Source organism: Komagataeibacter xylinus (assembly GCF_031081985.1).
GTDB lineage: Bacteria > Pseudomonadota > Alphaproteobacteria > Acetobacterales > Acetobacteraceae > Komagataeibacter > Komagataeibacter xylinus_E.
Map to the genome: position 1 here is coordinate 54,261 of NZ_JARWSK010000004.1, position 25,197 is coordinate 79,457.

Annotated in this window: 21 protein-coding genes; 12 read left to right on the forward strand and 9 right to left on the reverse strand. The window is 61.7% G+C overall.

The features are described from left to right. The first annotated feature begins 18 nt into the window (after positions 1 to 18). Genes QEG70_RS08485 through QEG70_RS08495 form a run of 3 tightly spaced genes read left to right on the forward strand, consistent with a single transcriptional unit; the run spans position 19 to position 4,366 of the window. Entirely contained in the window at positions 19 to 1,524 is a 1,506-nt protein-coding gene (locus tag QEG70_RS08485) for a sugar ABC transporter ATP-binding protein (RefSeq protein WP_308720287.1), read from the forward strand. Beyond that, positions 1,514 to 2,530: an ABC transporter permease gene (locus QEG70_RS08490; protein ID WP_308720288.1), complete on the forward strand. Its 1,017-nt coding sequence runs from the start codon at positions 1,514 to 1,516 to the stop codon at positions 2,528 to 2,530. Before QEG70_RS08485 ends, QEG70_RS08490 begins: the two co-directional genes overlap by 11 nt. Before the next feature lie 45 nt (positions 2,531 to 2,575). Continuing rightward, positions 2,576 to 4,366, forward strand: coding sequence for a dihydroxyacetone kinase family protein (locus tag QEG70_RS08495; RefSeq protein WP_308720289.1), 1,791 nt, complete (start codon positions 2,576 to 2,578; stop codon positions 4,364 to 4,366). 311 nt (positions 4,367 to 4,677) lie between these two features. Here QEG70_RS08495 and QEG70_RS08500 read toward each other — a convergent pair whose 3' ends face one another. The 3 genes from QEG70_RS08500 to QEG70_RS08510 all read right to left on the reverse strand — a co-directional run bounded on the left by QEG70_RS08500 (position 4,678) and on the right by QEG70_RS08510 (position 8,618). After that, positions 4,678 to 5,517: an MIP/aquaporin family protein gene (locus QEG70_RS08500; RefSeq protein WP_308720290.1), complete on the reverse strand. Its 840-nt coding sequence runs from the start codon at positions 5,515 to 5,517 to the stop codon at positions 4,678 to 4,680. Between the two features lie 31 nt (positions 5,518 to 5,548). Then, positions 5,549 to 7,048, reverse strand: coding sequence for a glycerol kinase GlpK (glpK, locus tag QEG70_RS08505; protein ID WP_308720291.1), 1,500 nt, complete (start codon positions 7,046 to 7,048; stop codon positions 5,549 to 5,551). Positions 7,049 to 7,118: 70 nt separating this feature from the next. Then, positions 7,119 to 8,618: a carbohydrate porin gene (locus QEG70_RS08510; RefSeq protein ID WP_308720292.1), complete on the reverse strand. Its 1,500-nt coding sequence runs from the start codon at positions 8,616 to 8,618 to the stop codon at positions 7,119 to 7,121. Positions 8,619 to 9,165: 547 nt separating this feature from the next. On the opposite strand from QEG70_RS08510, the gene QEG70_RS08515 reads away from it, so the two are divergent. Continuing rightward, the gene (locus tag QEG70_RS08515; RefSeq protein ID WP_308720293.1) at positions 9,166 to 9,942 is read left to right on the forward strand and encodes a hypothetical protein; all 777 of its coding nucleotides are present in this window, start codon (positions 9,166 to 9,168) and stop codon (positions 9,940 to 9,942) included. 239 nt (positions 9,943 to 10,181) lie between these two features. On the opposite strand, the gene QEG70_RS08520 is transcribed toward QEG70_RS08515, so the two are convergent. Further along, entirely contained in the window at positions 10,182 to 10,520 is a 339-nt protein-coding gene (locus QEG70_RS08520) for a DUF6525 family protein (protein ID WP_308720294.1), read from the reverse strand. Continuing rightward, entirely contained in the window at positions 10,513 to 11,745 is a 1,233-nt protein-coding gene (locus QEG70_RS08525) for a GTP-binding protein (protein WP_308720295.1), read from the reverse strand. Before QEG70_RS08525 ends, QEG70_RS08520 begins: the two co-directional genes overlap by 8 nt. Positions 11,746 to 11,813: 68 nt before the next feature. On the opposite strand from QEG70_RS08525, the gene QEG70_RS08530 reads away from it, so the two are divergent. From QEG70_RS08530 to QEG70_RS08545, 4 genes are all read left to right on the forward strand, one after another. Next, positions 11,814 to 12,416 carry a DUF1826 domain-containing protein gene (locus QEG70_RS08530; RefSeq protein WP_308720296.1) on the forward strand — a complete coding sequence of 201 codons (603 nt, stop codon included), beginning with the start codon at positions 11,814 to 11,816 and terminating at the stop codon, positions 12,414 to 12,416. A gap of 183 nt (positions 12,417 to 12,599) precedes the next feature. After that, positions 12,600 to 13,331: an IclR family transcriptional regulator gene (locus QEG70_RS08535; protein WP_308720297.1), complete on the forward strand. Its 732-nt coding sequence runs from the start codon at positions 12,600 to 12,602 to the stop codon at positions 13,329 to 13,331. Between the two features lie 88 nt (positions 13,332 to 13,419). After that, positions 13,420 to 13,818: a GlcG/HbpS family heme-binding protein gene (locus QEG70_RS08540; protein ID WP_308720298.1), complete on the forward strand. Its 399-nt coding sequence runs from the start codon at positions 13,420 to 13,422 to the stop codon at positions 13,816 to 13,818. 29 nt (positions 13,819 to 13,847) lie between these two features. Further along, a complete protein-coding gene (locus QEG70_RS08545) occupies positions 13,848 to 15,080 on the forward strand; it encodes an MFS transporter (protein WP_308720299.1) in 1,233 nt (410 codons plus the stop codon). A gap of 107 nt (positions 15,081 to 15,187) precedes the next feature. Here the strand turns inward: QEG70_RS08545 and QEG70_RS08550 are convergent, their stop codons facing one another. The 3 genes from QEG70_RS08550 to QEG70_RS08560 all read right to left on the reverse strand — a co-directional run bounded on the left by QEG70_RS08550 (position 15,188) and on the right by QEG70_RS08560 (position 19,708). Next, complete coding sequence (locus QEG70_RS08550; protein WP_308720569.1) at positions 15,188 to 16,099, reverse strand: helix-turn-helix domain-containing protein; 912 nt, start codon at positions 16,097 to 16,099, stop codon at positions 15,188 to 15,190. A 191-nt stretch (positions 16,100 to 16,290) separates the two neighbouring features. Further along, the gene (locus QEG70_RS08555; protein WP_308720300.1) at positions 16,291 to 17,181 is read right to left on the reverse strand and encodes a transporter; all 891 of its coding nucleotides are present in this window, start codon (positions 17,179 to 17,181) and stop codon (positions 16,291 to 16,293) included. A gap of 67 nt (positions 17,182 to 17,248) precedes the next feature. Continuing rightward, positions 17,249 to 19,708: a membrane-bound PQQ-dependent dehydrogenase, glucose/quinate/shikimate family gene (locus QEG70_RS08560; protein WP_308720301.1), complete on the reverse strand. Its 2,460-nt coding sequence runs from the start codon at positions 19,706 to 19,708 to the stop codon at positions 17,249 to 17,251. 475 nt (positions 19,709 to 20,183) lie between these two features. On the opposite strand from QEG70_RS08560, the gene QEG70_RS08565 reads away from it, so the two are divergent. Both QEG70_RS08565 and QEG70_RS08570 read left to right on the forward strand, forming a co-directional pair. Continuing rightward, positions 20,184 to 21,380 carry an MFS transporter gene (locus QEG70_RS08565; protein ID WP_308720302.1) on the forward strand — a complete coding sequence of 399 codons (1,197 nt, stop codon included), beginning with the start codon at positions 20,184 to 20,186 and terminating at the stop codon, positions 21,378 to 21,380. An 11-nt stretch (positions 21,381 to 21,391) separates the two neighbouring features. Continuing rightward, on the forward strand, positions 21,392 to 22,072 hold the full coding sequence (locus QEG70_RS08570; protein WP_308720303.1) for a glutathione S-transferase N-terminal domain-containing protein: 681 nt from the start codon (positions 21,392 to 21,394) through the stop codon (positions 22,070 to 22,072). On the opposite strand, the gene QEG70_RS08575 is transcribed toward QEG70_RS08570, so the two are convergent. Next, entirely contained in the window at positions 22,003 to 23,478 is a 1,476-nt protein-coding gene (locus tag QEG70_RS08575) for an aminotransferase class V-fold PLP-dependent enzyme (protein ID WP_374762574.1), read from the reverse strand. The genes QEG70_RS08570 and QEG70_RS08575 overlap by 70 nt on opposite strands. Positions 23,479 to 23,586: 108 nt before the next feature. On the opposite strand from QEG70_RS08575, the gene QEG70_RS08580 reads away from it, so the two are divergent. Then, positions 23,587 to 24,048 (forward strand): Lrp/AsnC family transcriptional regulator, encoded by a 462-nt coding sequence (locus QEG70_RS08580; RefSeq protein WP_308720304.1) that lies wholly within the window; start codon positions 23,587 to 23,589, stop codon positions 24,046 to 24,048. 140 nt (positions 24,049 to 24,188) lie between these two features. Continuing rightward, complete coding sequence (locus tag QEG70_RS08585) at positions 24,189 to 25,196, forward strand: NAD-dependent epimerase/dehydratase family protein (RefSeq protein WP_308720571.1); 1,008 nt, start codon at positions 24,189 to 24,191, stop codon at positions 25,194 to 25,196. The last annotated feature ends 1 nt before the right edge of the window (position 25,197 follow it).

A 25,197-nucleotide genomic window follows, 5' to 3' on the forward strand; every position in this document is an offset into this window, starting at 1 on the left:
AGTGATGGAGTAACGACCATGACGGTTCTCCACGTTTCATCCCTGCGCAAGACCTATCCCGGCGTTGTGGCGCTGGACCATATCGACCTGACGCTGGAAGCGGGAAAGGTCCATATCCTCGCAGGGGAAAATGGTGCTGGAAAATCCACGCTGATCAAGGTGCTGACCGGCCTCGTCACCCCCGATGCAGGGAGCGTGGACATAGAGGGCCATGATGCACTGGCCGATCACGCCCTGTTTGCCCGCGTGGCGTACGTGCCGCAGGAACTCAGCCTGTTTCCCACCATGACGGTTGCGGAAAACATGTTCATGCCCTTCGCCAAATCCGGTTTCGGGCGCATGACCGTGTCACGCACGGCAATGGAAGCGGCAGCGCAGAAGCTCATGACCCGCTTTGGCATGCATGCCCGACCGGGGCAGAAGGTGGGGCATATCAGCGTGCCCGACCAGCAGCTTCTCCAGATCGCGCGCGCGGCCAGCGCCGGGGATTTCCGGGTTCTGATCCTTGATGAACCCACCTCCTCGCTCACATCGAGCGAGACGGAACACCTGTTTTCCATCCTGCGCACGCTGCGCGATGAAGGCTGCGCGATCGTGTTCGTCTCGCACCGGATGGAGGAGATTTTCGCGCTCGGCGATACGGTCACCGTGCTGCGCAACGGGCGCAGCGTGGGCACCTACCCCATGGCGGAACTTGATGAAGGCGAACTGATCCGCCTCATGTCGGGCAACAGCGTGCAGCTTGATGAACGCTTCCAGCCCGGCGTTGCGTCGGGCACGCAGGATGTCATCGTCGACGTTGCGCACCTGTCCGGTCCCGGCTTTACGGATGCCTCCTTCACCCTGCGCCGGGGCGAGATACTGGGCTTTGCCGGGCTGGTGGGCGCAGGGCGCTCGGAACTCATGCAGACCATGTTTGGCTACCACCGCGCAACGGCAGGCAGGTGTGTGCTGGACGGGCGTGAGATCCCGCGCGGCAGGCCGGACCGGGCCGTGGCGATGGGCATGCTCTATTTGCCCGAAGAGCGGCGGCACCACGGAATCTTTCCGCTGCTGAGCGTGCGCGAGAACATTGCCGTATCGGTCATGGACCAGATCATGGGCGGTGGCGTCATTTCATCGGGAAGGGAACGGCGCGTGGTGGCCGATGCCATCGAGCGCTTCGATGTGCGCACGTCATCGGCGGAAAAGAAGATCATGTACCTGTCGGGTGGCAACCAGCAGAAGGCGATCATTGGCCGCGCCATGGCGCGCAGGCCGCGCGTGCTGATCTTTGATGAACCGACCAAGGGCATCGACATCGGCACGAAGTTCCAGATCTACCGCATCATGCAGCAACTGGCGGAAGAGGGGGTGGGGATCATCCTCGTCTCCTCCGAAATGGCGGAGCTGCAACGCTGCGCCACCCGCATCATCACCATGCATGCCGGGCAGATTACCGGTTCGTTCGACCAGGCCACGACCGACATCAATACACTTGTGGGCGCGATTATCGGCGCGCCGGAGGTTCGTCATGTCGCTTGAAACCACATTTCCCACCACACCGCCCACCCCGCCACGCCTGCCGCCGCTGCGCAGGCTGGCCGCGCGCTGCATGCGCAACCCGCTTGGGGGCGTCATTGCAGCCCTTGTGCTGATCTTTGGCGTGTCATGCCTGCTGTCGCCGCATTTTCTGACCGGCTTCAACATGATGATCATGGCCCGCGCGCTGGCCTTTATCGGGCTGGTCACGATCGGGCAGTCGATCCTGATGATCCTTGGCGAACTCGACCTGTCGGTGGGCGCGATTGGCGGGCTGGCAGGCATTACAGGCGGCATGCTGATGGTGCAGGCGGGGCTGAATCCGTGGCTGTCGCTGGTGCTGTGCCTGCTGCTCGGCACGGCATGCGGCATGCTCAATGGCGTGCTGATCACGCAGTTGCGACTGCATTCGCTGGTGCTGACCATCGGCATGGCGGGCGTTTACGGCGGCGCGATCCTGGTGGCAACCAAGGGGGTGGCGATTACCGGCGTGCCCGTTGACATCTCCTTTCTGGGCCGTGGGCTGATCTATGGCGTGCCGGTGCCCTTCATTGTGCTGCTGGCCTGCCTTGGCGTGGTGGCGTTTGTCATGGTGCGCACGCCGCTCGGGCGTTACGTCTATGCCATTGGCAGCAACCCCGAGGCCGCCCGCATGCTCGGCCTGCGGGTGGATGCCATCCGTATTGCCGCCTTCGCCACGGCGGGCTTCCTGTCAGCCCTTGCCGGCATCCTGATGGTGGCGCGCCTGGGCACGGCGCAGCCCTCCATTGGCGATACGTGGGTGCTGGCTCCCATCGCCGCTGCCGTCATCGGTGGTGTGGCAACCACGGGGGGCCTGGGCAGCCCGGTGGGGGCGGTGCTCGGCGCCGTCATCATCGGCATGATCGAGAACATCATCGTGCTGTTCGGCATCTCGCCTTACTGGCAGTCGGTGGTCAGCGGCGGGATTGTGGTGCTGGCCATCTCCTTTGATTCCCTGGCGCGTCGCTACCTGCACCGCGAGGCATGACCATGCCGTGCTGCGATGTTTCCTGTTAGCTGAGGATATATGCAAATGACCAGAATTTGCGGCAATGCTTCCGAATTCGCCCACTCCGCGCTGCATGGCTACAGCCTTGTCCACCGTGACCTCGTGCGCATGGTGCGCGGCGGGGTTGTGCGGGCAAAGCCGGGCCGGGCGGGCAAGGTGGCGGTGGTTGTGGGGGGTGGTTCGGGCCACTACCCCGCCTTTAATGGCTATGTTGGCACGGGCTTTGCCGATGCGGCGGTGGCGGGCGACATCTTTGCCTCGCCTTCCACGCAGGCCATCTATTCCGTGGCGCGCAGGGCCGAGCGCGGCGGGGGCGTGATCCTGGGTTTTGGCAATTATGCAGGCGACGTGCTGAACTTTGGCATTGCAGCCGAACGCCTGCGCCGTGAAGGGATCGACACCCGCCTGCTGGCCACCACCGATGACGTGGCCAGCGCCGATGTGGGTGACATGGCCCGCAGGCGCGGCATTGCGGGCGACATGACGGTATTCCGCATTGTTGGCGCGGCAGCGGAAGCCGGGTTGGACCTTGATGCTGTCGAGGCAGTGGGCCTGCGTGCCAACAGCCAGACCCGCACCTTTGGCGTGGCGTTTGAAGGCTGCACCCTGCCCGGTGAGGCGGACCTGCTGTTCCACGTGCCCAAGAACCGCATGGCGCTCGGTCTTGGCGTGCATGGTGAACCGGGCATAGATGAACAGGACATTCCGCCACCCGCGCAACTGGCGCATGTGCTGCTTGACCGCATTCTGGCAGAACTGCCCGCTGACGCCCCCCGCCGGGTTGCAATCGTGCTCAACGGCCTGGGCAGCACCAAGCACGAGGAACTGTTCGTGCTGTGGGAAGCACTTGCGCCTCTACTGGCGCAGGCGGGGCTGACCGTGATCGCGCCGCTGGTGGGGGAATATGTGACCAGCCTTGACATGGCAGGCTGTTCGCTGACCATGACGTGGCTGGATGAGGAACTGGAGCGCTACTGGCGCGCGCCGGTTGAAACTGCCGTTCTGCGCCATGCGGGCATTACGGGTGAGCCTGACGCCACTGACAGCGTGATGGAACACGAGCCCCCTGTTGTTTATGCGCAGGCCGCAACCCCGGCTGGCCAGCGGGGTGGCCTGTGCGTGGCGCAAACCATGGCGCGGCTGGCGCAGGCGCTGGCTGCGGCGGAGGGCGAACTGGGCCGTATTGATGCCGTGGCCGGAGATGGCGACCATGGGCAGGGCATGGCCCGTGGGTCAGCAGCCGCCGCCCAGGCGGCCCGTCAGGCAGCCAGTGCCCACGCAGGGGCCGCGACCGTGCTGGCGGCGGCAGCCGATGCATGGGCTGATCGCGCAGGCGGCACGTCAGGTGCTTTGTGGGGTGAAGGACTGCGGGCCTTCAGCACGGCGCTCGATGATGTGTCAGTGCCCGATGCGCCACAACTGGTTCATGGTGCGCGGTACGCCATGGAACGCATCATGCAGCTTGGCCGGGCGCAGGTTGGCGACAAGACGCTCATGGACGCGCTGGTGCCCTTTGTCGAAACGCTGGAACGTGAGTGCGATCGTGGGTGCGCCCTGCGCGACGCATGGCAGGCCGCAGCCGATGCGGCACAGAAGGCAGCGGACGGCACGCGTGACCTCCTGCCGCGCATGGGCCGCGCCCGCACCCATGGCACGCGCAGCCTGGGCCACCCTGATGCCGGTGCCCTGTCGATGGCGCTATGCCTGCGTGTGGTGGGGGAAGGCCTGCCTTCGGTCGAACCCGTGCCTGCAGCGATACGCCCCATGGAGCATATGAGCGGACAGAACCCGGTATTGGACGCGTTTCGCCCCTGAGCCTGTCCCGCCCCGGTGCATTCATGCATCGGGGCGGGTTGGTTTTCAGTAAAAACCAATACCCGCATTAAGGTACGGTTTGAAAATAACGCATTGATGAAAGTTTTTGGGTGCCGCCTTTTCTCAAAAAGGCGGCGTTCTTTGATGCTGTGTGAAAAAAGCTTCACCAGAAACTTTCTGATGGTTTCTGGATGTTTTCCGGTAGCTCTGTCTCAGACAGTCTTGGACAGAAATGACGACATTCATCTTCTGGCCTGTCCCGCCCCTGAAATCCTGCCCCTCCGAGCGGAAGGGCAGGATGTATGGGCAGCCTATTCCCCGATGATAACGCTTTCCGCCTCGACCTTGTTTTGCAGGGCCTTCTGTGCCCGCAATTGCGCAGGCAGGAAGGGGAAGACCAGGTATTCATAGGCCGTGGCCCCCACCAGCCCCCCGATCAGCGGCCCGACAACCGGCACCCACCAGTAATGACCGGCTGCGGGCAGGGCGGCTTCATGCCAGCCGGCCATATAGGCGAACAGTCGCGGCCCAAGGTCACGGGCGGGGTTGATGGCCCATGCTTCGAGATAGCCCATGGACGCGCCAATGGCCGCGACAAGAAAGCCTATGATCAGCGCACCGAAATTGGCGCCCGGCGCCATTTCGTTATACTGCTCGGTAATGGCGAAAATGCCGAATACCAGTATGGCGGTGAGGATGATTTCATCGCTGAAGGCATGCCATATGGTTATGCCCGCCCCGGGCGCGGTAAAGAACACGCCCGCTCCGCCACCGCCCGCGCGGGTAAGCTGGTGGAGGTCATTGAAGTGATCGATGACGGGGTAATACAGCGCGTAAACCAGCCCCGCCCCCAAAAAGCCACCCACGACCTGAGCAGCCCAGTAGGGCACCACCTTTTTCCATGGAAAGGCGCGGTAGGTTGCCAGCGCAAGGGTAACTGCCGGATTGGCATGCGTGCCCGATACGGATCCGGTGGCATAGATGGCAATGGTCACCCCCAGCCCCCATACAATGCACACCCCCCAGTAGGCCTGCAGGTAAGGGCTCGGATCATAGAGGAGATACATCGCCGCCACGGAATCACCAAAGGCGATGATGATGAATACGGCAAGCGCTTCAGAAATCAGCTCACCTAGGAATTCCCTGTTCATTGGCCTGTTTCCTTGTCTGTTCGGGGGCGGGTCATTCCGCCCAGTCAAAGGATTTCTCTACTGCTTTCTTCCACCAGCCCAGGTAGCGGTTGCGCTGCTCGGGTGGCATGGTCGGCTGCCAGGTGCGGTCCACTGCCCAGTTGGCGCGCAGGTCATCAATGTTTTTCCAGTATCCCACGGCCAGGCCTGCGGCGTAGGCGGCGCCGAGGGCGGTGGTTTCCACCACCTTCGGCCGCACGACCGGCACGTTGAGGATATCGGCCTGGAACTGCATGAGCAGCTCGTTCGCCACCATGCCGCCATCCGTTTTCAGGCTGCGCAGGATGATGCCGCTGTCTGCCTCCATGGCGGCAACCACATCGCGCACCTGAAAGGCCGTGGCCTCCAGCGTGGCGCGGGCAAAATGCGCGCGGGTGACATAGCGGGTCAGGCCCACAATGACCCCACGGGCATTTTCCTTCCAGTATGGCGCATACAGGCCCGAAAAGGCGGGAACGATATAGACCCCGCCATTATCCGCCACGCTGCGGGCCAGCGGTTCGATCTGTGTTGCCAGGTCAAACAGCTTCAGGTTATCGCGCAGCCACTGCACCAGCGCGCCCGTAATGGCAATGGAGCCTTCCAGCGCGTAGCGCGGTTCTTCCGTGCCAAACTGGTAGGCGAGCGTTGTCAGCAGTCCTGCCTTGGACTGCACTGGCTCGGTGCCGGTATTCATCAGCAAAAACGAGCCGGTGCCATAGGTATTCTTGGCCTCGCCCGGTGTAAAACAGGTCTGCCCCACCAAGGCGGCCTGCTGGTCGCCCAGGATGCCGGCAAGCTTCGTGCCCTGCAGGCTGGGGATGACAATTATGCCGTAAACCTGTGAGGAAGGAACGATGCGGGGCAGGCAGGCGGCGGGAATGCAAAAGGCTGCCAGCATGTCCTCATCCCACGCGCAGGTTTTCAGGTTCATGAGCTGGGTGCGCGAGGCATTGGTCACGTCGGTAATGTGGATGCCCCCCTTCACCCCGCCCGTCAGGTTCCATGAAAGCCAGCTATCTATCGTGCCGAACAGGGCCTGCCCGCTTTCGGCTTTCTCGCGCGCGCCTTCCACGTTATCGAGCAGCCAGCGCAGTTTCAGCCCGGCAAAATAGCTGGCCAGCGGCAGGCCCGTAATGGCGCGGAAACGGTCCTGCCCCCCATCGCGGCCATAATCGCTGACCAACTGGTCCACGCGGGTGTCCTGCCACACGATGGCGTTATGCAGCGGCTGGCCTGTTGTTTTGTCCCACAGCACGGCGGTCTCGCGCTGGTTGGTAATCCCGACCGCTGCCAGGCTGGTTGCAGCCAGATTGGCGCGGGCCATGGCCGCACCAATCATTTCATTCGTGTTTTCAAGAATTTCCATGGGGTCGTGTTCAACCCAGCCGGGCTTTGGGTAGATCTGGCGATGCTCCTTCTGCGCAACGGAAACCACGTTTCCCTTCCGATCGAATATCATGAACCGGGAACTGGTCGTGCCCTGGTCTATCGCACCAACATATTCCGTCATGCTGCATTCCTTTATTGTTATTTGCAGTAACGCTTCATGTGTTCGGTATTTTTTTACTGTATGGCAGGGTTCACAGATTGGTGGTGAACTGGAAGCCGACCACGGCGGCATCATGGAACGTGGTTGTGGCACCAGGCCGCTGGAGATACTGGAAATCAGGCTGGAAGGCCGTGCCACGTGCGACGTGGATGCTGTAGAAGGCTTCCCATACATTTTCGTGGCTCTGTATGCCGTACACGGCGCCCCACTGGTTGGGCAGGTAGGGCAGGCCGAGCGCAAGCGATGATTCCTGCTGCAGGGCCACGGTGTGGCTCATTTCCATATACTGGAACATGACGCCTATCTGATCGAGCGGGCGCCCCCAGGGCGTGCCGCTCTGCAGCAGGCCGATCCATTCATGGTCGCGCATGGCCACCTGGCTGCCCTGCGTGTAGTCAACACCCCCGATTACGATCAGGCCGTTTGCAAGCCCCTCTCCGCTGCGGTGGATCATCTGGTTGAACATGAGCCATGCCGCGTTCATGCCGGATTCATACCGCCGCGGCAGGCCCGTTGCCTGGAACGAATTGCCGTTTATGTCAGCATACAGGTTGGGGTAGCGGGAATTGTCATACCAGTACCCGATCTTGTAGTGCCCCAGCAGGTGATGCCTGCCAAAAGACGGGCTCCAGCCGATCTCGACCTGCGAGGAAAGCTTGCCCAGCCCGTCCTGCCCCAGCGCCCAGCCCGATATGCCACCGTTATAGGCATGGGGGCTGACCGCAAAGATGCCGCCCATGATGTAGGTTCGCAGCGTGGGGCGCACCCGCAGGATCGCGCCGAGATTGCCCGAAGGCCAGTCCCGCCCGCCCGGCACGTATTTGGAGGGCGCGGGATTGCCGCACACCGATACGTTCATGAACGAACAGGCCAGATAATCCTGATTGAAAAAACTGCCTGTTGGTATGACGCCAACCGACAGGATGATGCGGTCGCGCAGGAAACCCTTGTCGGCATACATGTCTACCAGATGGGCAACCACGTTGCCGCGCGCGCCGTATATTTCTTCAGGGTTGGTGACTGAATCCCCCATGGCGTTGGACAGGCTGTTTCCGTGCCCGTTGATGACCAGCATATGGGTCCAGAAGGACGGAATTCCCGCCAGGCGCTGCCAGTCTATGTCCAGCGCGCCAGCGACCTGCCCGGCCAGGACGTTGGCGCGTTGTTTGCCGCCGGTAATATTGCCCATATATTCTTCATTGACGGTGACATTGAGGAATATGCCCCGATTTGTCAGCCATGGCTGTATGCCGCCCCAGTCCCCGAACAGGTGGGGGGAGGCGGTCAGCATGGGCACGAGGGGGCCGATCGCCACCTGCCCCATTTCGGTCATGGGAAAGGCGGCGGGTTCGTAATGGGTTGTAAAGGCGGTTTTTGCGGTTTCTGTCTGGGCCAGTACTTCAGAAATGGGCATGCAACCGGCAAACAGCATTCCCGCCATAACGGCCAGCAGCCTGATACGGGCAGGAAAGTTGTGCCATGTTGTTGCAGACTTGTTCTTGTTCTTGGCGCATGTCGTGATGACACACATTATCTGCTCTCCCTTCCCGGTGGCCTTGGGGCCACGGGCGCGGCTATGAGGAACAGAGTGTGTATCGGTTTGCGGATAGGAAAGATTTAATTCATAAATAACACAAGTTCGTGAATAATTTTACTTTTATTTTATTCCTATTATTTGTTCATTATAAATAAAAGGTTCCGTTCATATCGGATCAATAATTGTTGGGTCTGCACAGGTCAGCCAATCAAGGTTTGATATGTCCCATCACGGCACGTTGTCGCAGGAACGCCCGCGCGGTGTGCTGCGGAGATCATAATGTGCCTCAAGCGCGGTGGCGACACGGTGCGACTACATGTGACCGTGGCACCCATACAGTCATGCCTGCCATCCAGATTGCAACGGACTTTATCGTTTATGTTAAACAATAAAAATTATTTCAGTATAAAATATATAATTACATGGGCTGCGCGATGTATTTCTGTTGCTTTGTCGTGATTTGTGAATGCCATGCAATCTGTATGGACAGGATCAGGCATGGAAAATATATTCTCTCAGGTTATTTTGCAGGTGTTTTCAGATGACAGGATATTTTCCGTTTGCCCTTATTTCAGTTCTATGTGGCCTCTGGCACACATCCGCATGGGCAGGGGAGTGTTATGATCTGGCCAGTCACCAGCCATCGGAACTGACCGGAACACTGGAATATGTCATGTTTCCCGGCCCGCCAAATTACGAAGACATTCAGAAGGGCGATACGCCAGAACCTGAATACATACTGAAGCTCCAAAGCCCCATCTGCATTACCGGCGATGACTTTGCCAATCCGGACAACCATTTTCAGGCCGTGCAGCTATATTCGGAAAAAGAAGAATCCTTGCGGGCATTCCTCCATCAAAACGTGACGGTGCAACTCACAAATCAGGCGGCGGCTGAAACCGGGCATGTTCATGAGCCACTCGCTGCAACGGTAACATCCATTGCGCCAGCACAGGAAAATGTGCCCGTACAGGCAAAGCCCATGGATTTTACGGATGAATACGGAACGGCAGCCACGACCATACGCGCCTTCTATACGGCGCTGCACGATGCGCAGGGTGCTGATGCCGCCGCCATGGTCATTCCCGAAAAACGCACCATGCCGGCTTTTTCACCATCCAATCTCACCCGGTTTTATGGAAGCCTGACCGACCCGATAACCATGCTGGATATTGCGCAGGAAAATGACAGCACTTTTATTGTGCATTATCATTACGCAATAAAGTCCCGGGTGTGCGATGGCAGGGCAACAGTCACAACAACCATGCGTGATGGACGGAATTATATTCAGGGCATCAAGGCCATGAATGGCTGCTAGGGCAGAACCAGTTTGAATGGATACATGCGAATTGGTGAAGAATTGTTCGAGCGCACATTGCATTTTTTTTAAATAAAAATGGAATGTGTCGCGCTTTTGCGCGTGTCTGCCATTAAAGTTGTTTAAAATCACATCATGGATAAAGATGGGAGACGTTTTTGGGTGTCGCCTTTTTTCAAAAAGGCGACATCGTCTGAAGCTTTTATCATTGCCCGGCAGGCAGGGGCGGTAGATGAACGTTACTCTGATCTCAGAACCGTCACACATGCTGCCTCATGCGGCAGGGCCATGCCGTAGGCTGCGCTGTAGCGTGATGCAAAGGCTTCGCGCTCCAGCCGCTCGCAATAATCAAGATACCGGATCAGCGCCCGCTCGGCGCGCGTCGTGCGTCCATAAAGCCGTTTGTAATGTTTCCACAGCATCATCACATTGACCGACCAGGCATCATAGGCATGAGCGGCCACCCGTTGGCGGATTGCTGCGGGCAGCGCGTCAAAGGCGGCCCAGTCATTGCCTGCATACCGCCGCCACATCTCGTGGCGTAATGTCCGTTCGTTATCTGCTTTCACTTTACGCATCCGCCATTTCCCCCTGCTCCCAGGCGGGGAATGGGTCAGGCAGATGGGCAAACAGCAGCGGATCGAACTGCTGCACATCATAGTCGGGCACAAGGCAGGCATCCAGCACCGCGGCAATGGCGGCATCATCCATTTCCGCCGTGCCGATAAATACGATCTCCTGTCGGCGGTCACCATAAACCGGGTCCCATTTCGACAGGATCAGGTCGCGCCATTCATCACTGTCCGGCCACTGGTTTTTGGGTATCGTCACCCACCACCGCCCCATAGCCTGCGTGCGGACCAATGCGCCTGCCTGCCCCAGTTCGCCCACCCAGTGCGGGCGGGTTGCCAGCCAGAAATGGCCCTTGGCCCGGATCACGCCCGGCCAGGAAGAGTCGATAAAGGCCTTGAAGCGCTCGGGCACCAGCGGGCGGCGGGCGCGCCAGACAAAGGTGTGGATGCCATATTCCTCGGTCTCGGGAACATGGTTATGGAATTCAAAAAGTTCCTTGTACCAGAGCGGGTGCTTGTGCGCCCGGTCGTAATCGAAGCGGTGCGTATCGAGAATGCGCGCGCAGGGCACGACGCCCTGATCGGTTTCGATAATATCCGCATCGGCGTTAAGGGCCTGAATGATCTGCCGCGCGGCTTCGCGCTGCGCTGGCGTTGCACTCGAGACCTTGTTCAGCACCACCACATCGGCAAACTCGATCTGCTCGACCAGCAGGTCAACCAGCGCCCTGTCATCCCCGTCGCCCGCCGTCTCGCCCCGGTCGCGCAGGAAATCCGTCGAGGCGTAATCCTTGAGCAGGTTGACGGCATCCACCACCGTGACCATCGTATCGAGCCGCGCAATGTCAGACAGGCTTTCACCCGCCTCGTCACGAAACTCGAAAGTCGCTGCAACCGGAAGCGGCTCCGCAATCCCTGTCGATTCAATCAGGAGGTAATCGAAGCGGCCTTCCTGTGCCAGCCGCCGGACTTCGTGCAGCAGGTCATCGCGCAACGTGCAGCAGATGCAGCCATTGCTCATCTCGACCAGCGTTTCATTTGTTCGGGACAGGTCACTGCCGTCGCGCACCAGATCGGCATCAATGTTCACGTCGCTCATGTCATTGACGATGACCGCGACTTTCCGGCCCTCGCGGTTATTGAGCACGTGGTTGAGAAGTGTCGTCTTTCCAGCTCCCAGAAAGCCGGAAAGAACCGTTACCGGAAGTCTTTCGCGCATGACGGACACCATCCATTGGGTTGCGATCCGCCAAATCTATATGTTATGTTATAATATAACAATCCCTAAAGGACCCTGACATGAAACAGTCCTGTCCGACCCGTCCGTTTTCCACCACCCTGATGCCGTTCCAGAACATTGACAGGCACGACTGTTTTATCGTTCAGCAGGAACGTCACCTCGGGCAGGAGATCATGCAGGCTGCGGCATTGTGGAATGCGCACGGCCCGGCGCTGTTTCTCAGGCGTGGCACCATTGAAATGCTTGAAAGCGCGTTGCAGGCGCTCCTGCCGGCAGGCACGCAGGCGCTGGCTGAAGACGCCCTGCACCTTGCCCGCCGTTATAAGCGCCTGTCAGGTACATCCGAAATCCGCTTCCGGCTGGAAAAGGTCAGTCACGACAGTTGCCGCCGCTTTCATGTTGATCATGTTCCACTGCGTTGTCTGTGCACCTACACCGGCCCCGGTGTTCAATGGAAATACGCGGACAGCGACACCATCCATGAAACGCCAGCAGGCTGGATCACCCTTTTCAAAGGGCGGTTATATCCCGGCTGGTCAACAAAAGGGGCCGTGCTTCACCGCTCGCCGCCCATCTCGGCTCTCCCGGTTCCCGTTACGCGCCTGCTGCTGACCCTTGACCACCCGGATGCATGTGGCATGGGGCGGCGTGACGACGCATGAGAACCTCGTGGCAGGGCGCGCCATCTTGATGGCACCAGAAAACCGTGAATATCACCCGCGGCCGGGTCTTTGGCAGGGCTTGCCCTTTGAACCGACTTTCCGTCCCCAAAGCCCATGAGGTAAAGGCATGCGCCGGGGTCTGTCCGTTCATCTTGTGCGAGGCAGCCCCTGCAGGAGGGTGACATGGCCAGCGTGCCCAAACGGATCCAGTCCATCGTGCGTTCTGCCGCCATTCTGGAAATCATGGCGCAGCAGGGTGGCAGCGCGCGGCTTGGTGAGATCGCGGCGAAGGCGGGTATGGAAAAAACCACCGCTCACAACATTCTCCAGACCCTCGACCACCTTGGCTACGTGCAGCGCAGGCCGGGCGACATGCGCTACCATCTGGGCGGGCGCATTCTCAACCTGTCGCGCATCATGGGCGATGACCATGACCTGCGTACGCGCATCCGCCCCACGCTTGAAGCCATTGCCCGGCATAGCGGGGCAACCGTGCACCTTGGCGTGCCCAGCGGGGATGAGGCCGCCTATCTGGACCGCGTGGACCCGCACGCCGCCCAAGGGCCCGCCACGGCCGTGCAGCGGCGTGAAGCCATTGAGGGTTCGGCAGTGGGGCTGGTGTTCCTCGCCTTCGTGCCCGGCATGGGCCAGCGCGTGCTCAGCACGCGCGCCCATGCGCTTGACGGGCGTGTGCGCGAGCAGATCGAGGCCGTGCGCCTCAGCGGGTATGCGCTTGACCTTGAAAGCTACCGCCCCGGCCAGAACGCGGTGGCCGTGCCGTGGCGCGAACATGGCGAGGTCCGGGCCGCCATTGCCCTGACCGGCCCTTGCGCCGACCTGCCACGTGCGCGCCTGATGCGGCTGGCATGGATGATGATGACGCATGTGGCCCGCGCCACCGTTCAGCCATGTTGAACAAATCGGGATTTTGGTAATTGATGCGTTACGCCCGGGCAGGCGTGGGGTTACGCTGCGCTTTTTCAAGAAAACCGTGGAACCCGATATGAAACTGACCGACGCGATGGCCATGATGGAGGCCGCCCTGGCCGAGGCGCGCAAGCGCGGGTTTGGCGTGTGCATTTCCATCGTGGATGCCGGGGCCTGGCCCGTGGCCTTTACCCGCATGGATGGCGTGCCGCTGGGCCTGATTGATGTTGCGACCAAAAAGGCGCGCACGGCGGCCCTGTTCCATATGGACAGCGCCGATCTGGCCACGATCGCCCGCCCGCAGGGCGCGGCCTACACGCTGGAAAACACCAATGGCGGCCTGACCAGCTTTGGCGGTGGCCTGGTGCTTCGGGGCGCGCATGGCAACGTGGTGGGCGCGATCGGTGTCTCTGGCGCGCCCACGGAGGATGATATCGCCATCGCCCGTATCGCTGCCAACACGCTCGGGGCCTGAGCGCCCCCTTCATCACCTGGACCTGCCCCATGAACCAGACCGCACCCCCCGCAGGGGGGGTCACCCCCATTGTTGCGCCTCATGGCGCGAAAGCTGCTTTCTTCATCCTCACCTTCGGCACGTTCGTGGTCGGCACGGGTGAGTTCGCCATCATGGGCATGCTGCCCGAATTCGCCTCCTCGCTCGGGCTTTCCGCCTCTGATGCGGGGCATGCCATTACGGCCTATGCGCTGGGTGTGGTGGTGGGCGCGCCGCTCATCACCATCCTTGGCGCGCGCCTGTCGCGGCGCGAACTGCTGCTGATCCTGTTTGCCCTGTTCTGCTGCGCCAACCTGCTCAGCGTGGCCATGCCCACGCCGGGGCTGGTGGAGGTGGCCCGCTTCATTACCGGCCTGCCGCATGGCGCCCTGATCGGCATCTCGGCGCTGGTCGGCGCCTCGATGGTGGAGCGCGCGCGGCGTGGCTGGGCCGTGGGGCGCATCCTGTCGGGCATTGCCATTTCCACCCTGGTGGGTGCGCCGTTCTCCACCTTCGCCGCCGATCATTTTGGCTGGCGCGTGGCCTATCTCATCATCGCGGCACTGGGGCTGCTGACGGTGGCGGGAATCTGGCGCTACATCCCCGCAGACCCGCCCAACCGCAAGAACTCCCCGCTCAGGGAAATCCGGGCCCTGGCCAATACGCAGGTGCTGCTGACGCTGGTCACGGCGTCGATCGGCTTTGGCGGCATGTTCGCCATCTACACCTACCTGACCAGCGTGCTGCTCAACGTGACGCATGTGCCTGAATGGCGCATCATGATCTACATGATCGTATGCGGCGCGGGCATGCTGATCGGCGCGAATGTGGGCGCATGGATCGTGGACCGCAACCTCGACCGTGCCGCCCTGCTGGCGCTGGCCGGCAGTGCCGTGGTCATGCTGGCCTTTCCGTTCGTGCTGCATAACGAGCCGGCCCTTATGCTTGATGTGCTGCTCGTGCCAGCTTTCGTCAACGCGCTTGGCCCGGCATTGCAGACCCGGCTGATGGATTTTGCAGGCGATGCGCAGACGCTTGCGGCCTCGCTCAACCATTCGGCCTTCAACATCGCCAACGCGCTCGGCGCATCACTGGGCAGCGCGCTGCTGGCGTGGCAGTTCGGCTATGGCGCGCTGGGCGTGGGCGGGGCGGTGCTGTCAGCCGGTGGGCTGGTGGTCTATCTGCTGGCCATGGTGCTGCTCAGGCGCAGCGGGCAGGCGGAGGTGCGCGGCGATATCGGGTGAGCGCCTGGAGCAGATCCATTTTGAATCGACACATTCGAACTGGTGAAGATGCTCGATAAACAATGAATGAGAGCAATTCTACTGAGCCAGGGTTCAGTGGAATTGCCCTAGCGTATGCCCAGCGCCTTCATCTTGCGGTAGAGCGTGGCCCGGCCAATGCCAAGATGGCGGGCCGTGGCCGTAACATTGCCATGCGCGAGGGCCAGCGCCGAGCGGATGACATTTTCCTCCGCCTTGCGAAAACTCACCCGTTCCTCCGCCTCAAGCCGGTGCAGCAGGTTGGGGTGGGTGCGGATCATGTCATCCGTCCAGCCGGTCAGGGTGCGGGCGGCATGGGTGGCGCCCGTTACTTCGCCCTCGGCATTGATGGCGACGAGCGGGGCCGAGCACCCTTCGGCCACGCCCAGCGTCAGCACCCGCGCGCCATCATGATATTCCCGGAAGAGCTGCTCCTCGATCCGGCGGCCCGATTGCAAAAGGGTGTCGAGCACGAGCGGGGCAAGCCTGCGCGAGGTATCGCCATTGAAGGCGGCAAGGTTGATCGCGCCCGCCACCTGGCCATGCGCGTTGAAGATCGGCACGGCATAGCTTGCCAGGAGCGAGAAGCAGAAGCGCCAGTGCTCGCCTTCACCAAGGAAGATAGGGCAGCCATCCTGCACCGCGGTGCCGATGCCGTTGGTGCCCGCCATGCTTTCGCTCCAGATGGCGCCTTCGCGCAGGGCCAGCCTGCGGCACAGGCCCATATGGGCCTCGTCTATGTTGCGGGCGAGGATGGTGGCGTCAGGATCAGCGAGCAGCACCATGAAGTCGAGCCCCTGCACAAGGCTGAACAGGCGCTGCATTTCCGGCATGGCGATACGGAGCAGGCTGGCCGAGCGGGTGCTGACATGCCGCAGTTCCGCGCCCGAGAGCACATCGGCCTGCCACCCCTGCGCGGGGTCGAGATTATAGGATGAAACACAACGCTGCCACGACTTGGCCACTTCGGTTGCGCCAGCAGGGCGCAGGGCCTGGCCCATGTGGGGTGGCCGGGCGGGGTTATGGCAATGCGCTTTCATGTCTCCCTGCCCTGAATGTGTCGGTTTGCGTGCGGCATGGCCACCGTAATGGCCTGTCTGATTATGATTGTATATATTTATCGCCCGTCATGACACATGGCATCAAATGGACGCAGGGCGCCAGTCAGTCAGCCCGCGCCAGATGGCATGCGCTACCATAGGTAAACGACTTTCACGTAATAGGCATTACTCTCGGGTATGTTCCGCCCATCAACAGAATGCGAGTAGCGTGTCGTAAAGGAAAAATGCTTGGAAATATTGAACATCGCACCCGCGCCCAGCGTTATTTCACGGCTGTTTGAATCATCCATATACTGGCTTGCGGTGCGGTCGTAAGTGCCTTTCATGTTCTGCCAGTCAAGTGCGAAGAAGGGCTCGAACAGTTTTGTCGCCTTCCAGCTAAAGCGCAGGTTGGTATAGAACACTACGCCGGGCGAATAGGTATGCCCGCCCTTGACGTGCCTGGCTGCCCCCGCCACCGTGCCGGCATCGCCATCAAAGCTGAAATGCTTCCATTCATAATCGAAAATGAAGCTCGAGATGTTCGACCAGTAATTGGGCGATGTGGCATCCCGCGTGCCCACTGCCGTCTGCATGAAGGTCTGGATGCCGAACGTGCTGTGTTTGTTGGGCTTGAACCACGCGGCGGGGCCGACAATGGTGGGGCCGAGGCCACCGTAATTCGTGCCATCCGCCAGGCTGTAGCTTTCGGTCTGGATCAGCTCGAAGGCGAAGCCCACGTGGGGGATGGCGTCAAAACTGCGGAAATGGACATATTTGGTCATGCCCGACCAGGTGTGGCTGCCCCCTTCGGGCTTGCGCTGCCCCAGGCTGTTGTAGGAATGGCCCGCCGCATTGCCATCGCCATACTGCACCAGCACGTTGAAGGGCTTGAAGTCAACGGGCAGGTCATATTCGTGGGGGCCGATGATCCCGAGGGTGACGTCTGCGCCGTGGGCCTTTGGCGTAAGGAACAGTATGGCCGAAGGAAGGGTAAGGCGCAGCATGGCATGGAACCATGCCGATCTTTGGGTCAGACGCATGGGAGGGGCTTCCCTGATGAGCTGCAGGTACCCGGCATTGGCCGGATACCTGCACGGTTATTGTTTTTTATTGGGCTGTAGTGCCAGCCTGCGCACCATCGAGCGTGTAGGCGATGATGTAATCGCCGCTCCGGGTGCCCAGGCCACCATGGCCGCCAGCCGCAATCAGGACGTACTGTTTGCCGCCAACCTCATACGACATGGGCGTTGCCTGGCCGCCCGCAGGCAGGCGGTCGGTCCAGAGCACCTTGCCGGTCGCGAGATCGAAGGCACGCAGGTAATCATCCGCCGTGGCCCCCATGAAGACAACGCCACCCTTGGTCACAATATTGCCACCGACGTTATACATGCCGGTCGGCAGGGGGATGTTGTTGTGGGTGCGGAACGGACCCGTATCGCGCGTGGTGCCAACAGGGTGCTGCCACACGATCTTCTTGGTCACGAGGTCGATCGCGCTCAGCGTGCCCCAGACCGGGCCCTTGCACGGAATCTGCAACGGGTTCAGCCACGGGTTGGTCAGCGCGATGTAAGGCGTGCCGTAATCAGGCGAGACGGAAAGCGCATCCCCCTTGGCGGCAGGCTCCTCGCCCTTGCCATCCCACTTGGGCAGCGTGCCGTTGCCTTCCAGCTTCTGGCGGTGGTCGAGCTTGATGCGGAAGGGCAGGTAGCTCGCATTGGCCAGCATGATCTTGCGCTGCGGGTCGATGGTGATGCCCTGCCAGTCAACCACGCCATAGAAGGCGGGATAAACCACGGTGGTCTGGCCCACATGCGGCGGCGTGAACTGCCCCTCATAGGCGGACTGGCGGTACTCGATGCGGCACAGCATCTGGTCGAGCAGGGTCGCGCCCCACATGTCGCTTTCCTTCAGGTTCGGCGGCGTAAGGCTGGGCATGGCCGCCGGGAAGGGCTGCGTGGGGGAGGCATGGTCGTCAGGCGCAACACCTGCGGTCGGCACAGGGCGTTCTTCCACCGGGTAGCCGGGCACGGTCTCGCCGGTGCGGCGGTCGAGCACGAAGAACTCGCCGCGCTTGGTGCTCTGCACCAGGGCGGGAATGGTCTCGCCATTGGGGCCGGGCAGGTCAACCATCGACGGGCCGGAGGGGATGTCCATGTCCCACAGGTCGTGGTGCACGGTCTGGTAGGTCCAGCGGCGCTCGCCGGTTACGATATCAAGCGCGATGGTGGCCGAGGAGGTCGCATCATCAAACGGGCGGCGCGTGCCACCCCAGTTATCCGGCGGCGAGTTGCCGGTGGGAATGTAGACCATGCCAAGGTTGAGGTCGGCGGTGTACACGCCCCAGGCATTGGGGGTGTCGCGGGTCAGGACTTCATCGGGGTTGGGCTTCCACGTTTCGGGGGTGTGGCCCGCATCCCATGCCCAGGCCAGCGCGCCGGTTGTGGCGTCAAAGCCGCGGATGGCGCCAGACGGCTCGAAATTGGCCTGGTTGTCAAACACCCAGCCACCCGTAATCAGGCGGTTCTTGGCCACTAGCGGCGGCGAGGTGACGAAGTGGAAGCCATGCGGCACGTGGCCGAGATATTCACGCAGGGAAATGAAGCCGTGATCGCCAAAATCATCGCACGGCTTGCCGGTTTCGGCATTGAGCGCCACCATGCGCACATCCGCCACGGGAGAGTAGATGCGGGTGCGGCAGTTTGTCTGGATCTCGTCGGGGATGCGGTAATACGACACGCCACGGCAGGCGAGATAGACGTTCTTGGCAAGGTCGGCAGTGTCGGGGTGGGGGTCGAACTTCCACTTCACCTTGCCGGTGGCGGCATCCATCGCAATCACCCAGCTATGGGGCGTGCACATGTAAAGTGTGTTGTCGACCTTGATGGGGGTGACCTCAAGGTTGAATTCATGGCCCTGGTCGGGACCGGCCACGGTGCCTTCGCCTGCCTGCTGCACGTCACCCGTGCGGGTGAGCCAGGCGCGCTTGAGCTTGCCCACATTGGCGGGCGTGATCTGGCCCAGCGGGGAGTAGCGATCGCCGCTCGCGGTGCGGCCATAGGCCTGCCAGTCGCCATCGGGCATGTTTTCGGCTGCCGATTCCGGCTGGCCCTGGGCTGCCATGCGGTCAGCCGGAACCGTGCCATCAATGGAATAGGACGAAAAGCAACTGATGAGCAGCACAAGGCACGATACGCCCACCGCGCCGAGCAGGGCCTTCTTGTCAGCCAGCCAGCTCTCATGCGTGCGCCACACCTGCGGCAGCAGCAGCCACACGCCAATGCCCACCAGCGTCATCAGCCGGACCTCGAGGCCCCAGATGTTGAAGCCGGTCTCGACCAGCGCCCAGATGGTGGCCACCACCAGCAGGGCGGCGTACAGGCTGCTCGCCAGGCCCGGCTGCCTGAACCCCAGCACGGCAGCGGCAAGCAGGACGCAGCCTGTCAGCACATAGAACCAGGAGCCGCCCAGCAGGAGCAGTTGGGCACCGCCAAAGAACAGAAAAAGCCCGATCAGGGCCAGCAAGACGGAGGTTATGATGGATAATAACCTCTTGGTAGTTTCTCGCATGCCGCGTTTCTTTCCATAGTTTTCCAAAGCTGTGCCGCATGTGTAGGTATTGTGTTGCCTATTGCGCCCAGCCAGAACCTGTTGTTCAGCATGAGGGGGGCGCAAAATGCCATGCCCTACCGCGCGGGCTTCACGTAGCTGTGTCCGGGCATGGCGCAACTGTCTCATAATCGAGACGGGTTTCTTGCCATATTGTCATAATAAAACCCGAAAGGCGGGAGAGGCGCTGGGGCCGTATGGTCAGTCTGGCCGTGGCGGGGCAGGGGATGATCGGGTCTTGTCAGGCGGCATTCGGGCCGTGGGGCATGACCGGTGCGGCGCTTACCTGTTCAATAGACGTTATGCACGTTTTTCTATGAACGGGCAGTCTGTACTGCCTTGGCATGATAGACACTTCCACTACAGTGCGGGAAGTGCCAGAACGCCCACAAGTGAAGCGACATGATGTTGTGTCGTTATATTTCTGCAGGCAACCATGCTTTTCAAAACCCTCCCGGCTGAAGCCGTTATCGGTCTTTGCGCCCTGTTTGCATGTACTTTCACGGCCCTGACAACCGAGGTGGCGCCTGTCGGCATCCTGATCGACATGGCCCGCGGCTTTCACATCCCCGAAGGCGAAGCCGGGCTGGCCGTCAGCGCCTTTGCCCTGATGGTGGCGGTATGCGCCGTGCCGCTGACCATCATGACCGCGCATATCGACCGCAAGCGACTCGTACTGGTGTCGCTGCTGGGTTATGTGGGGTCGAACCTGGTGGTGGCGGCAGCGCCGAGCTTTGTCATTCTGTGCGCGGGCCGCCTGATCGGGGGTGTTGCGCATGCGCTGCTCATGTCCATTGCATCCGCCTATGCAGCACGGCTGGTTCCGGCCAAGATGACCGGGCGGGCCATTTCATTCGTTTATGGCGGCACGTCGCTTGGCGCGGTTCTGGGCGTGCCGGGGGCTGCTGCCATCGGGCATCTGGCAGGCTGGCGCATGGCGATGTACGTCATGACGGGCCTGTCCGTTATCCTCACACTATGCATCGCCTTCTTCCTGCCGCCGGTCACAACGCCGGTGCAGGTCAGGAACGGGCTGCCCTCGGCAGGGCCGAGCCGGGCCATGCGCATCTTCCTGGTCGTGATCGCGGTCAATGCCATCCTCTTCTTTGCCCATAACCTGCTTTATACCTATGTCACGCCGCTGCTGCTCGATCATGGTCTGGCCACGGGCAGCCTGAGCATCGCCCTGCTTCTGACCGGCAGCGTGAGCATTGTGGGCCTGTGGGGGGCGGGGCAGTTTGTCGATACCCGACCGGCAACGGGCCTGCTGGGCGGCGGTGGCGCCATGCTGATCGGCATGGGGCTGATGTACGGGCACATCCTGTCAGGCTGGGCGGCGGTTGCGCCGGTCGGGCTGTGGTGCATGGGGTATTCGGCGGTCATTCCCTGCGTCATGTCGGGTGCGATCCGTGCACGCGCCACGCGGCCTGACGTGGCAGGTGCCGGCATCAACGCCGCGAGCAATGTGGGCATCCTCATGGGGTCCGCCGTGGGCGGGCAGGTTCTCAATGCCGCAGGCTTTGGCGTGCTTACGCCCATGGCCATCATCACGGTGGTGGTGGGTCTGGTCGTGGCCATGACCAACCCGCGCGCCTTTCCCCACAGGCTTGTCGAAACGGATCATGAGGAATAAGAGCAGGCGGCATGACATGGCCCGTGCTGTACAGTTTCCGCCGCTGCCCGTATGCCATGCGGGCACGGCTGGCGCTGCTTGCGAGTGAAACGCCCTGCACCTTGCGCGAGGTCAGGCTGGCGGCCAAGCCTGCCGCCATGCTGCAGGCCTCGCCCAAGGGCACGGTGCCGGTGCTGGTCCTGCCCGATGGCGCGGTGATGGCCGAAAGCCTCGAGATCATGGACTGGGCGCTGGCCCGTCACGACCCGCTGCACTGGCGGCCCGGCACGCGGCCCGACCTGATCGCGCGCAATGACGGGCCGTTCAAATATCATCTCGACCGTTACAAATACACGACCCGCTACCAGTCGGATGCGCTGCACCACCGGGCGGAGGCCCTGCACATCCTGCACGGGCTTGAAGTGGCATTGCATTCCGCCCCGTTTTTGCATGGTGCGCAGCCTGGCATGACGGATGCCGCCATTGCGCCCTTCGTGCGCCAGTTTGCCGCAACCGATCCCGACTGGTTCGCAACCTGCGCCCTGCCGCGCGTGCAGGCTGGTGCGAAGGCGATGCGCCGGTTTTACTGGGGTAAGGAACGCCGCCTTTTTGTAAAAAGGCGGCACCCATACTTTTATTCCCTTCAGCCCACGGCTTCGGTCTGGGGCATTGTCTCTGCGCGGAAGCGGGCGGTTTTGGGGTCGCACACATAGGCCTGCGCCAGCGGGGCGGGGTTGCGGGCGAGTTCATCGACCGAGCGGATGATGAAATCCGCCTTGGCATCATCCATCAGGGCGCAGAAGTTCAGTCGCGTCCAGCCCGGCTTGCGGATCTCCTCACCGTTGAGAATGGCGTGGCGCAGGGTGTTGGACAGTGGCTCATCAATATCAAGCAGGCTGTGTGCATAAGGCCCGGCGCAGGCGCAGCCGCCACGGGCCTGAATGCCATATCCGTCGGACAGCATGCGCGTGAAAAGCTGCTGGTGTACCATCTCGCCCGCCTCGGCTCCATGCACGCGGAAGGAGAAGATGGGCAGGGCGTGGCGTGCCTGCGCATTGCCCACGATCTCGATATGCGGGTTGCGCCGCCAGACCTGCTCGGCGCGGCGGCGCAGGGCCTCGTGGCGCCCGTCGAGCCAGTCCTGCCCCATGGCGTCCTTGACCATGAAGGCCAAAGCTGCGCGGATATCACCAATGACATTGGGCGTGCCCGCTTCCTCGCGGCTTTCGAGGCTGGTCGAATAATCATGCCCCCACGGCGAGACGAACCGCACCGTGCCGCCACCGGTAAAGACCGGGCGCGTGCGCGACACGGCGGCATCGCGCACGATCATGATGCCCGATGCCGCAGGGCCGCCTACGAATTTATGCGCCGAGAGCACCACGGCATCCTTTTCATACGGCGTGCCCGCCCGCATGTTGATGGGCAGGTACGGCCCGCCACCGGCGTAATCCCACACCGCCAGCGCGCCGTGGCTTTTGAGCACCTTGGTTACGGCATCCACATCGGTGATGATGCCCGTGACATTCGAGGCGGCCGAAAAGGCCCCGATGCGCAGGCGTGCGGGGTCGGTCTGGGCAAGGGCGCGGTCAAGCTGTTCAAGGTCCGGCCCGCCTTCCGCGGCCTCGCCAATGGTGATGACCTCTGCCCCGCTCTCGCGCCAGGGCAGGATGTTGGAGTGATGTTCGTACGGCCCGATGAACAGTACGGGGCGCAGGCCCGCCTCTGCCGCCTCGGGCACGCCAAGCAGGTGCACCAGCCGGTTGAGCCCCGCCGTGGCCCCCGCGCCGCAGAACACGGTGGAGAACCCTGCGCCTGCCCCGCATAGTCGCGCAATCTGCCCTCGCGCGGCGTGGCGCATGCGGGTCATGTAGCCACCGCAGAACGAGGCCTCGGTATGGGAGTTGGCGTAATAGGGCAGCACGCGCGTGAGCACGAATTCCTCGATCTGCTTCAGCGCCCGGCCTGATGCGACATAATCGGCATAAACCAGGGGTTTGACGCCAAACGGGCCGGGAACGGGCGCGCCTTCCCCGATCAGGCCCGCGCGCAGGCCCTCATGGCCGCCTGCAAGCAGGCTGGCTGCAAAATCCGAAAAAGACGTGTCATCCATCTGCATGGCCTGTTCCCTCAAAGCGCGTTGCGCAGGGATGTTAATCGGCTGATGGGCAATATTTTTCCCTATTTCATGCTATCCATGCGCTAGAATGGTGTCATATGATCGGTTATGAGCGAAAAATTGGATCATTTCGATCGCGCCCTGTTGCGTGCCCTGCAAAAGGATGCGGGCCTGTCGCAGCGTGAACTCGCCGAGCGGGTCGGCCTGTCACAGAATGCCTGCTGGCGGCGGCTCAACGCCCTGCGCGCCCGGGGGCTGACAGGCACGCGCACCCTGCGGCTGGACCCGGCAAAGCTCGGGCTGGGGCTTACGGTTTTTGTCATGGTCCGCACGCGCAGCCATTCGCGCGAGTGGCTGGAGCGGTTTCACAAGGCTGTCAATGACATCCCCAATGTGATCGATTTCTACCGCATTGCAGGCGATTACGATTACATGCTCAAGATCATCACGCAGGACATGGACTCGTTTGACAATATATACCGCACCCTGATCAACCGGGTCGATCTTGACACGGTCACATCCTATATCGCCATGGAGGCGATCGCCGCCAGCCGTGACCTGCCGATCTGAAGCCGGGCATGGCGCGGGACGGCGCATGTGTTTATGCACCGGGTGCGTCCCGATAACAGGACTCACCAATCCCGTCCTGTCACGCTAAGACCGCACATACTGGCCGGGGCACGGGTGGCTGCGGGTTTGTGGAGTTCATGATGCGTATTCTTGTTACTGGCACCGCCGGGTTCATCGGTTTTCATGTGGCCCGGCGCCTGCTGCGCGAAGGCCACGAGGTGACCGGCATTGATGGCATGACCCCCTATTACGATGTCACGCTCAAGCACGCGCGCCACGCCCTGCTGCGCAGGGAGGCGGGTTTCACCTGCCATGAATTCATGCTCGAGGATGCGCAGGCCCTGCACGATGTCTTTGAGCAGTGCAGGCCGGAGCAGGTCATTCACCTCGCGGCCCAGGCAGGGGTGCGCTACGGGATGGAAAATCCGGGCTCATATGTCAGTGCCAACATCGTGGGCACCTATAACGTGCTCGAGCAGGCCCGGCGCTGTGCCACGCCACACCTCATGATTGCCTCGACATCATCCGTCTATGGAGCCAACGCGGCCATTCCCTTTGCCGAGGACCAGCGCTGCGACCATCCGCTCAGCCTCTATGCCGCGACCAAGAAGGCAACGGAGGATCTGGCGCATTCCTATGCCCATCTGTGGAACCTGCCCATAACGGCTTTCCGCTTCTTTACGGTGTACGGGCCGTGGGGGCGGCCTGACATGGCGCTGTTCAAATTCACCGCCAGCACGCTCGCGGGCCGCGCGATCGATGTCTACAACAATGGCGACATGGAGCGGGACTTTACCTATATCGACGATATCGTCGAGGCGATCCACCGCCTGGCGGCCCGCCCCGCGCCCACATCGGGGGAAAGCGATTGCGGCGCCAGCCCCGTGGCGCCTTATCGGGTGGTCAATATCGGCAATGGCGAGCCGGTCAGCCTCATGGCGTTCATCAAGGCGATCGAGACGGCGCTGGGGCAAGAATGCGTTTGCCATTACCTGCCCATGCAGCCCGGTGACGTGCCGCGCACCTGGGCGGATTGCACGGTCCTGCAGGAACTGACCGGCTTCCGCCCCACCACCTCCGTGCAGGCCGGGGTGGACGCTTTTGTGGCGTGGTACCGTGAGTATTACGGTGTGCCTGCCCCCGTCTGAG

What these genes read in the sequence shown, in the direction of transcription:
- QEG70_RS08485 (WP_308720287.1), top strand. Translation starts at nt 19, where the DNA reads ATGACGGTTCTCCACGTTTCATCCCTGCGCAAGACCTATCCCGGCGTT.
- QEG70_RS08490 (WP_308720288.1), top strand. Translation starts at nt 1,514, where the DNA reads ATGTCGCTTGAAACCACATTTCCCACCACACCGCCCACCCCGCCACGC.
- QEG70_RS08495 (WP_308720289.1), top strand. Translation starts at nt 2,576, where the DNA reads ATGACCAGAATTTGCGGCAATGCTTCCGAATTCGCCCACTCCGCGCTG.
- QEG70_RS08500 (WP_308720290.1), bottom strand. Translation starts at nt 5,517, where the DNA reads ATGAACAGGGAATTCCTAGGTGAGCTGATTTCTGAAGCGCTTGCCGTA.
- glpK (WP_308720291.1), bottom strand. Translation starts at nt 7,048, where the DNA reads ATGACGGAATATGTTGGTGCGATAGACCAGGGCACGACCAGTTCCCGG.
- QEG70_RS08510 (WP_308720292.1), bottom strand. Translation starts at nt 8,618, where the DNA reads ATGTGTGTCATCACGACATGCGCCAAGAACAAGAACAAGTCTGCAACA.
- QEG70_RS08515 (WP_308720293.1), top strand. Translation starts at nt 9,166, where the DNA reads ATGACAGGATATTTTCCGTTTGCCCTTATTTCAGTTCTATGTGGCCTC.
- QEG70_RS08520 (WP_308720294.1), bottom strand. Translation starts at nt 10,520, where the DNA reads ATGCGTAAAGTGAAAGCAGATAACGAACGGACATTACGCCACGAGATG.
- QEG70_RS08525 (WP_308720295.1), bottom strand. Translation starts at nt 11,745, where the DNA reads ATGGTGTCCGTCATGCGCGAAAGACTTCCGGTAACGGTTCTTTCCGGC.
- QEG70_RS08530 (WP_308720296.1), top strand. Translation starts at nt 11,814, where the DNA reads ATGAAACAGTCCTGTCCGACCCGTCCGTTTTCCACCACCCTGATGCCG.
- QEG70_RS08535 (WP_308720297.1), top strand. Translation starts at nt 12,600, where the DNA reads ATGGCCAGCGTGCCCAAACGGATCCAGTCCATCGTGCGTTCTGCCGCC.
- QEG70_RS08540 (WP_308720298.1), top strand. Translation starts at nt 13,420, where the DNA reads ATGAAACTGACCGACGCGATGGCCATGATGGAGGCCGCCCTGGCCGAG.
- QEG70_RS08545 (WP_308720299.1), top strand. Translation starts at nt 13,848, where the DNA reads ATGAACCAGACCGCACCCCCCGCAGGGGGGGTCACCCCCATTGTTGCG.
- QEG70_RS08550 (WP_308720569.1), bottom strand. Translation starts at nt 16,099, where the DNA reads ATGGGCCAGGCCCTGCGCCCTGCTGGCGCAACCGAAGTGGCCAAGTCG.
- QEG70_RS08555 (WP_308720300.1), bottom strand. Translation starts at nt 17,181, where the DNA reads ATGCGTCTGACCCAAAGATCGGCATGGTTCCATGCCATGCTGCGCCTT.
- QEG70_RS08560 (WP_308720301.1), bottom strand. Translation starts at nt 19,708, where the DNA reads ATGCGAGAAACTACCAAGAGGTTATTATCCATCATAACCTCCGTCTTG.
- QEG70_RS08565 (WP_308720302.1), top strand. Translation starts at nt 20,184, where the DNA reads ATGCTTTTCAAAACCCTCCCGGCTGAAGCCGTTATCGGTCTTTGCGCC.
- QEG70_RS08570 (WP_308720303.1), top strand. Translation starts at nt 21,392, where the DNA reads ATGACATGGCCCGTGCTGTACAGTTTCCGCCGCTGCCCGTATGCCATG.
- QEG70_RS08575 (WP_374762574.1), bottom strand. Translation starts at nt 23,478, where the DNA reads ATGCAGATGGATGACACGTCTTTTTCGGATTTTGCAGCCAGCCTGCTT.
- QEG70_RS08580 (WP_308720304.1), top strand. Translation starts at nt 23,587, where the DNA reads ATGAGCGAAAAATTGGATCATTTCGATCGCGCCCTGTTGCGTGCCCTG.
- QEG70_RS08585 (WP_308720571.1), top strand. Translation starts at nt 24,189, where the DNA reads ATGCGTATTCTTGTTACTGGCACCGCCGGGTTCATCGGTTTTCATGTG.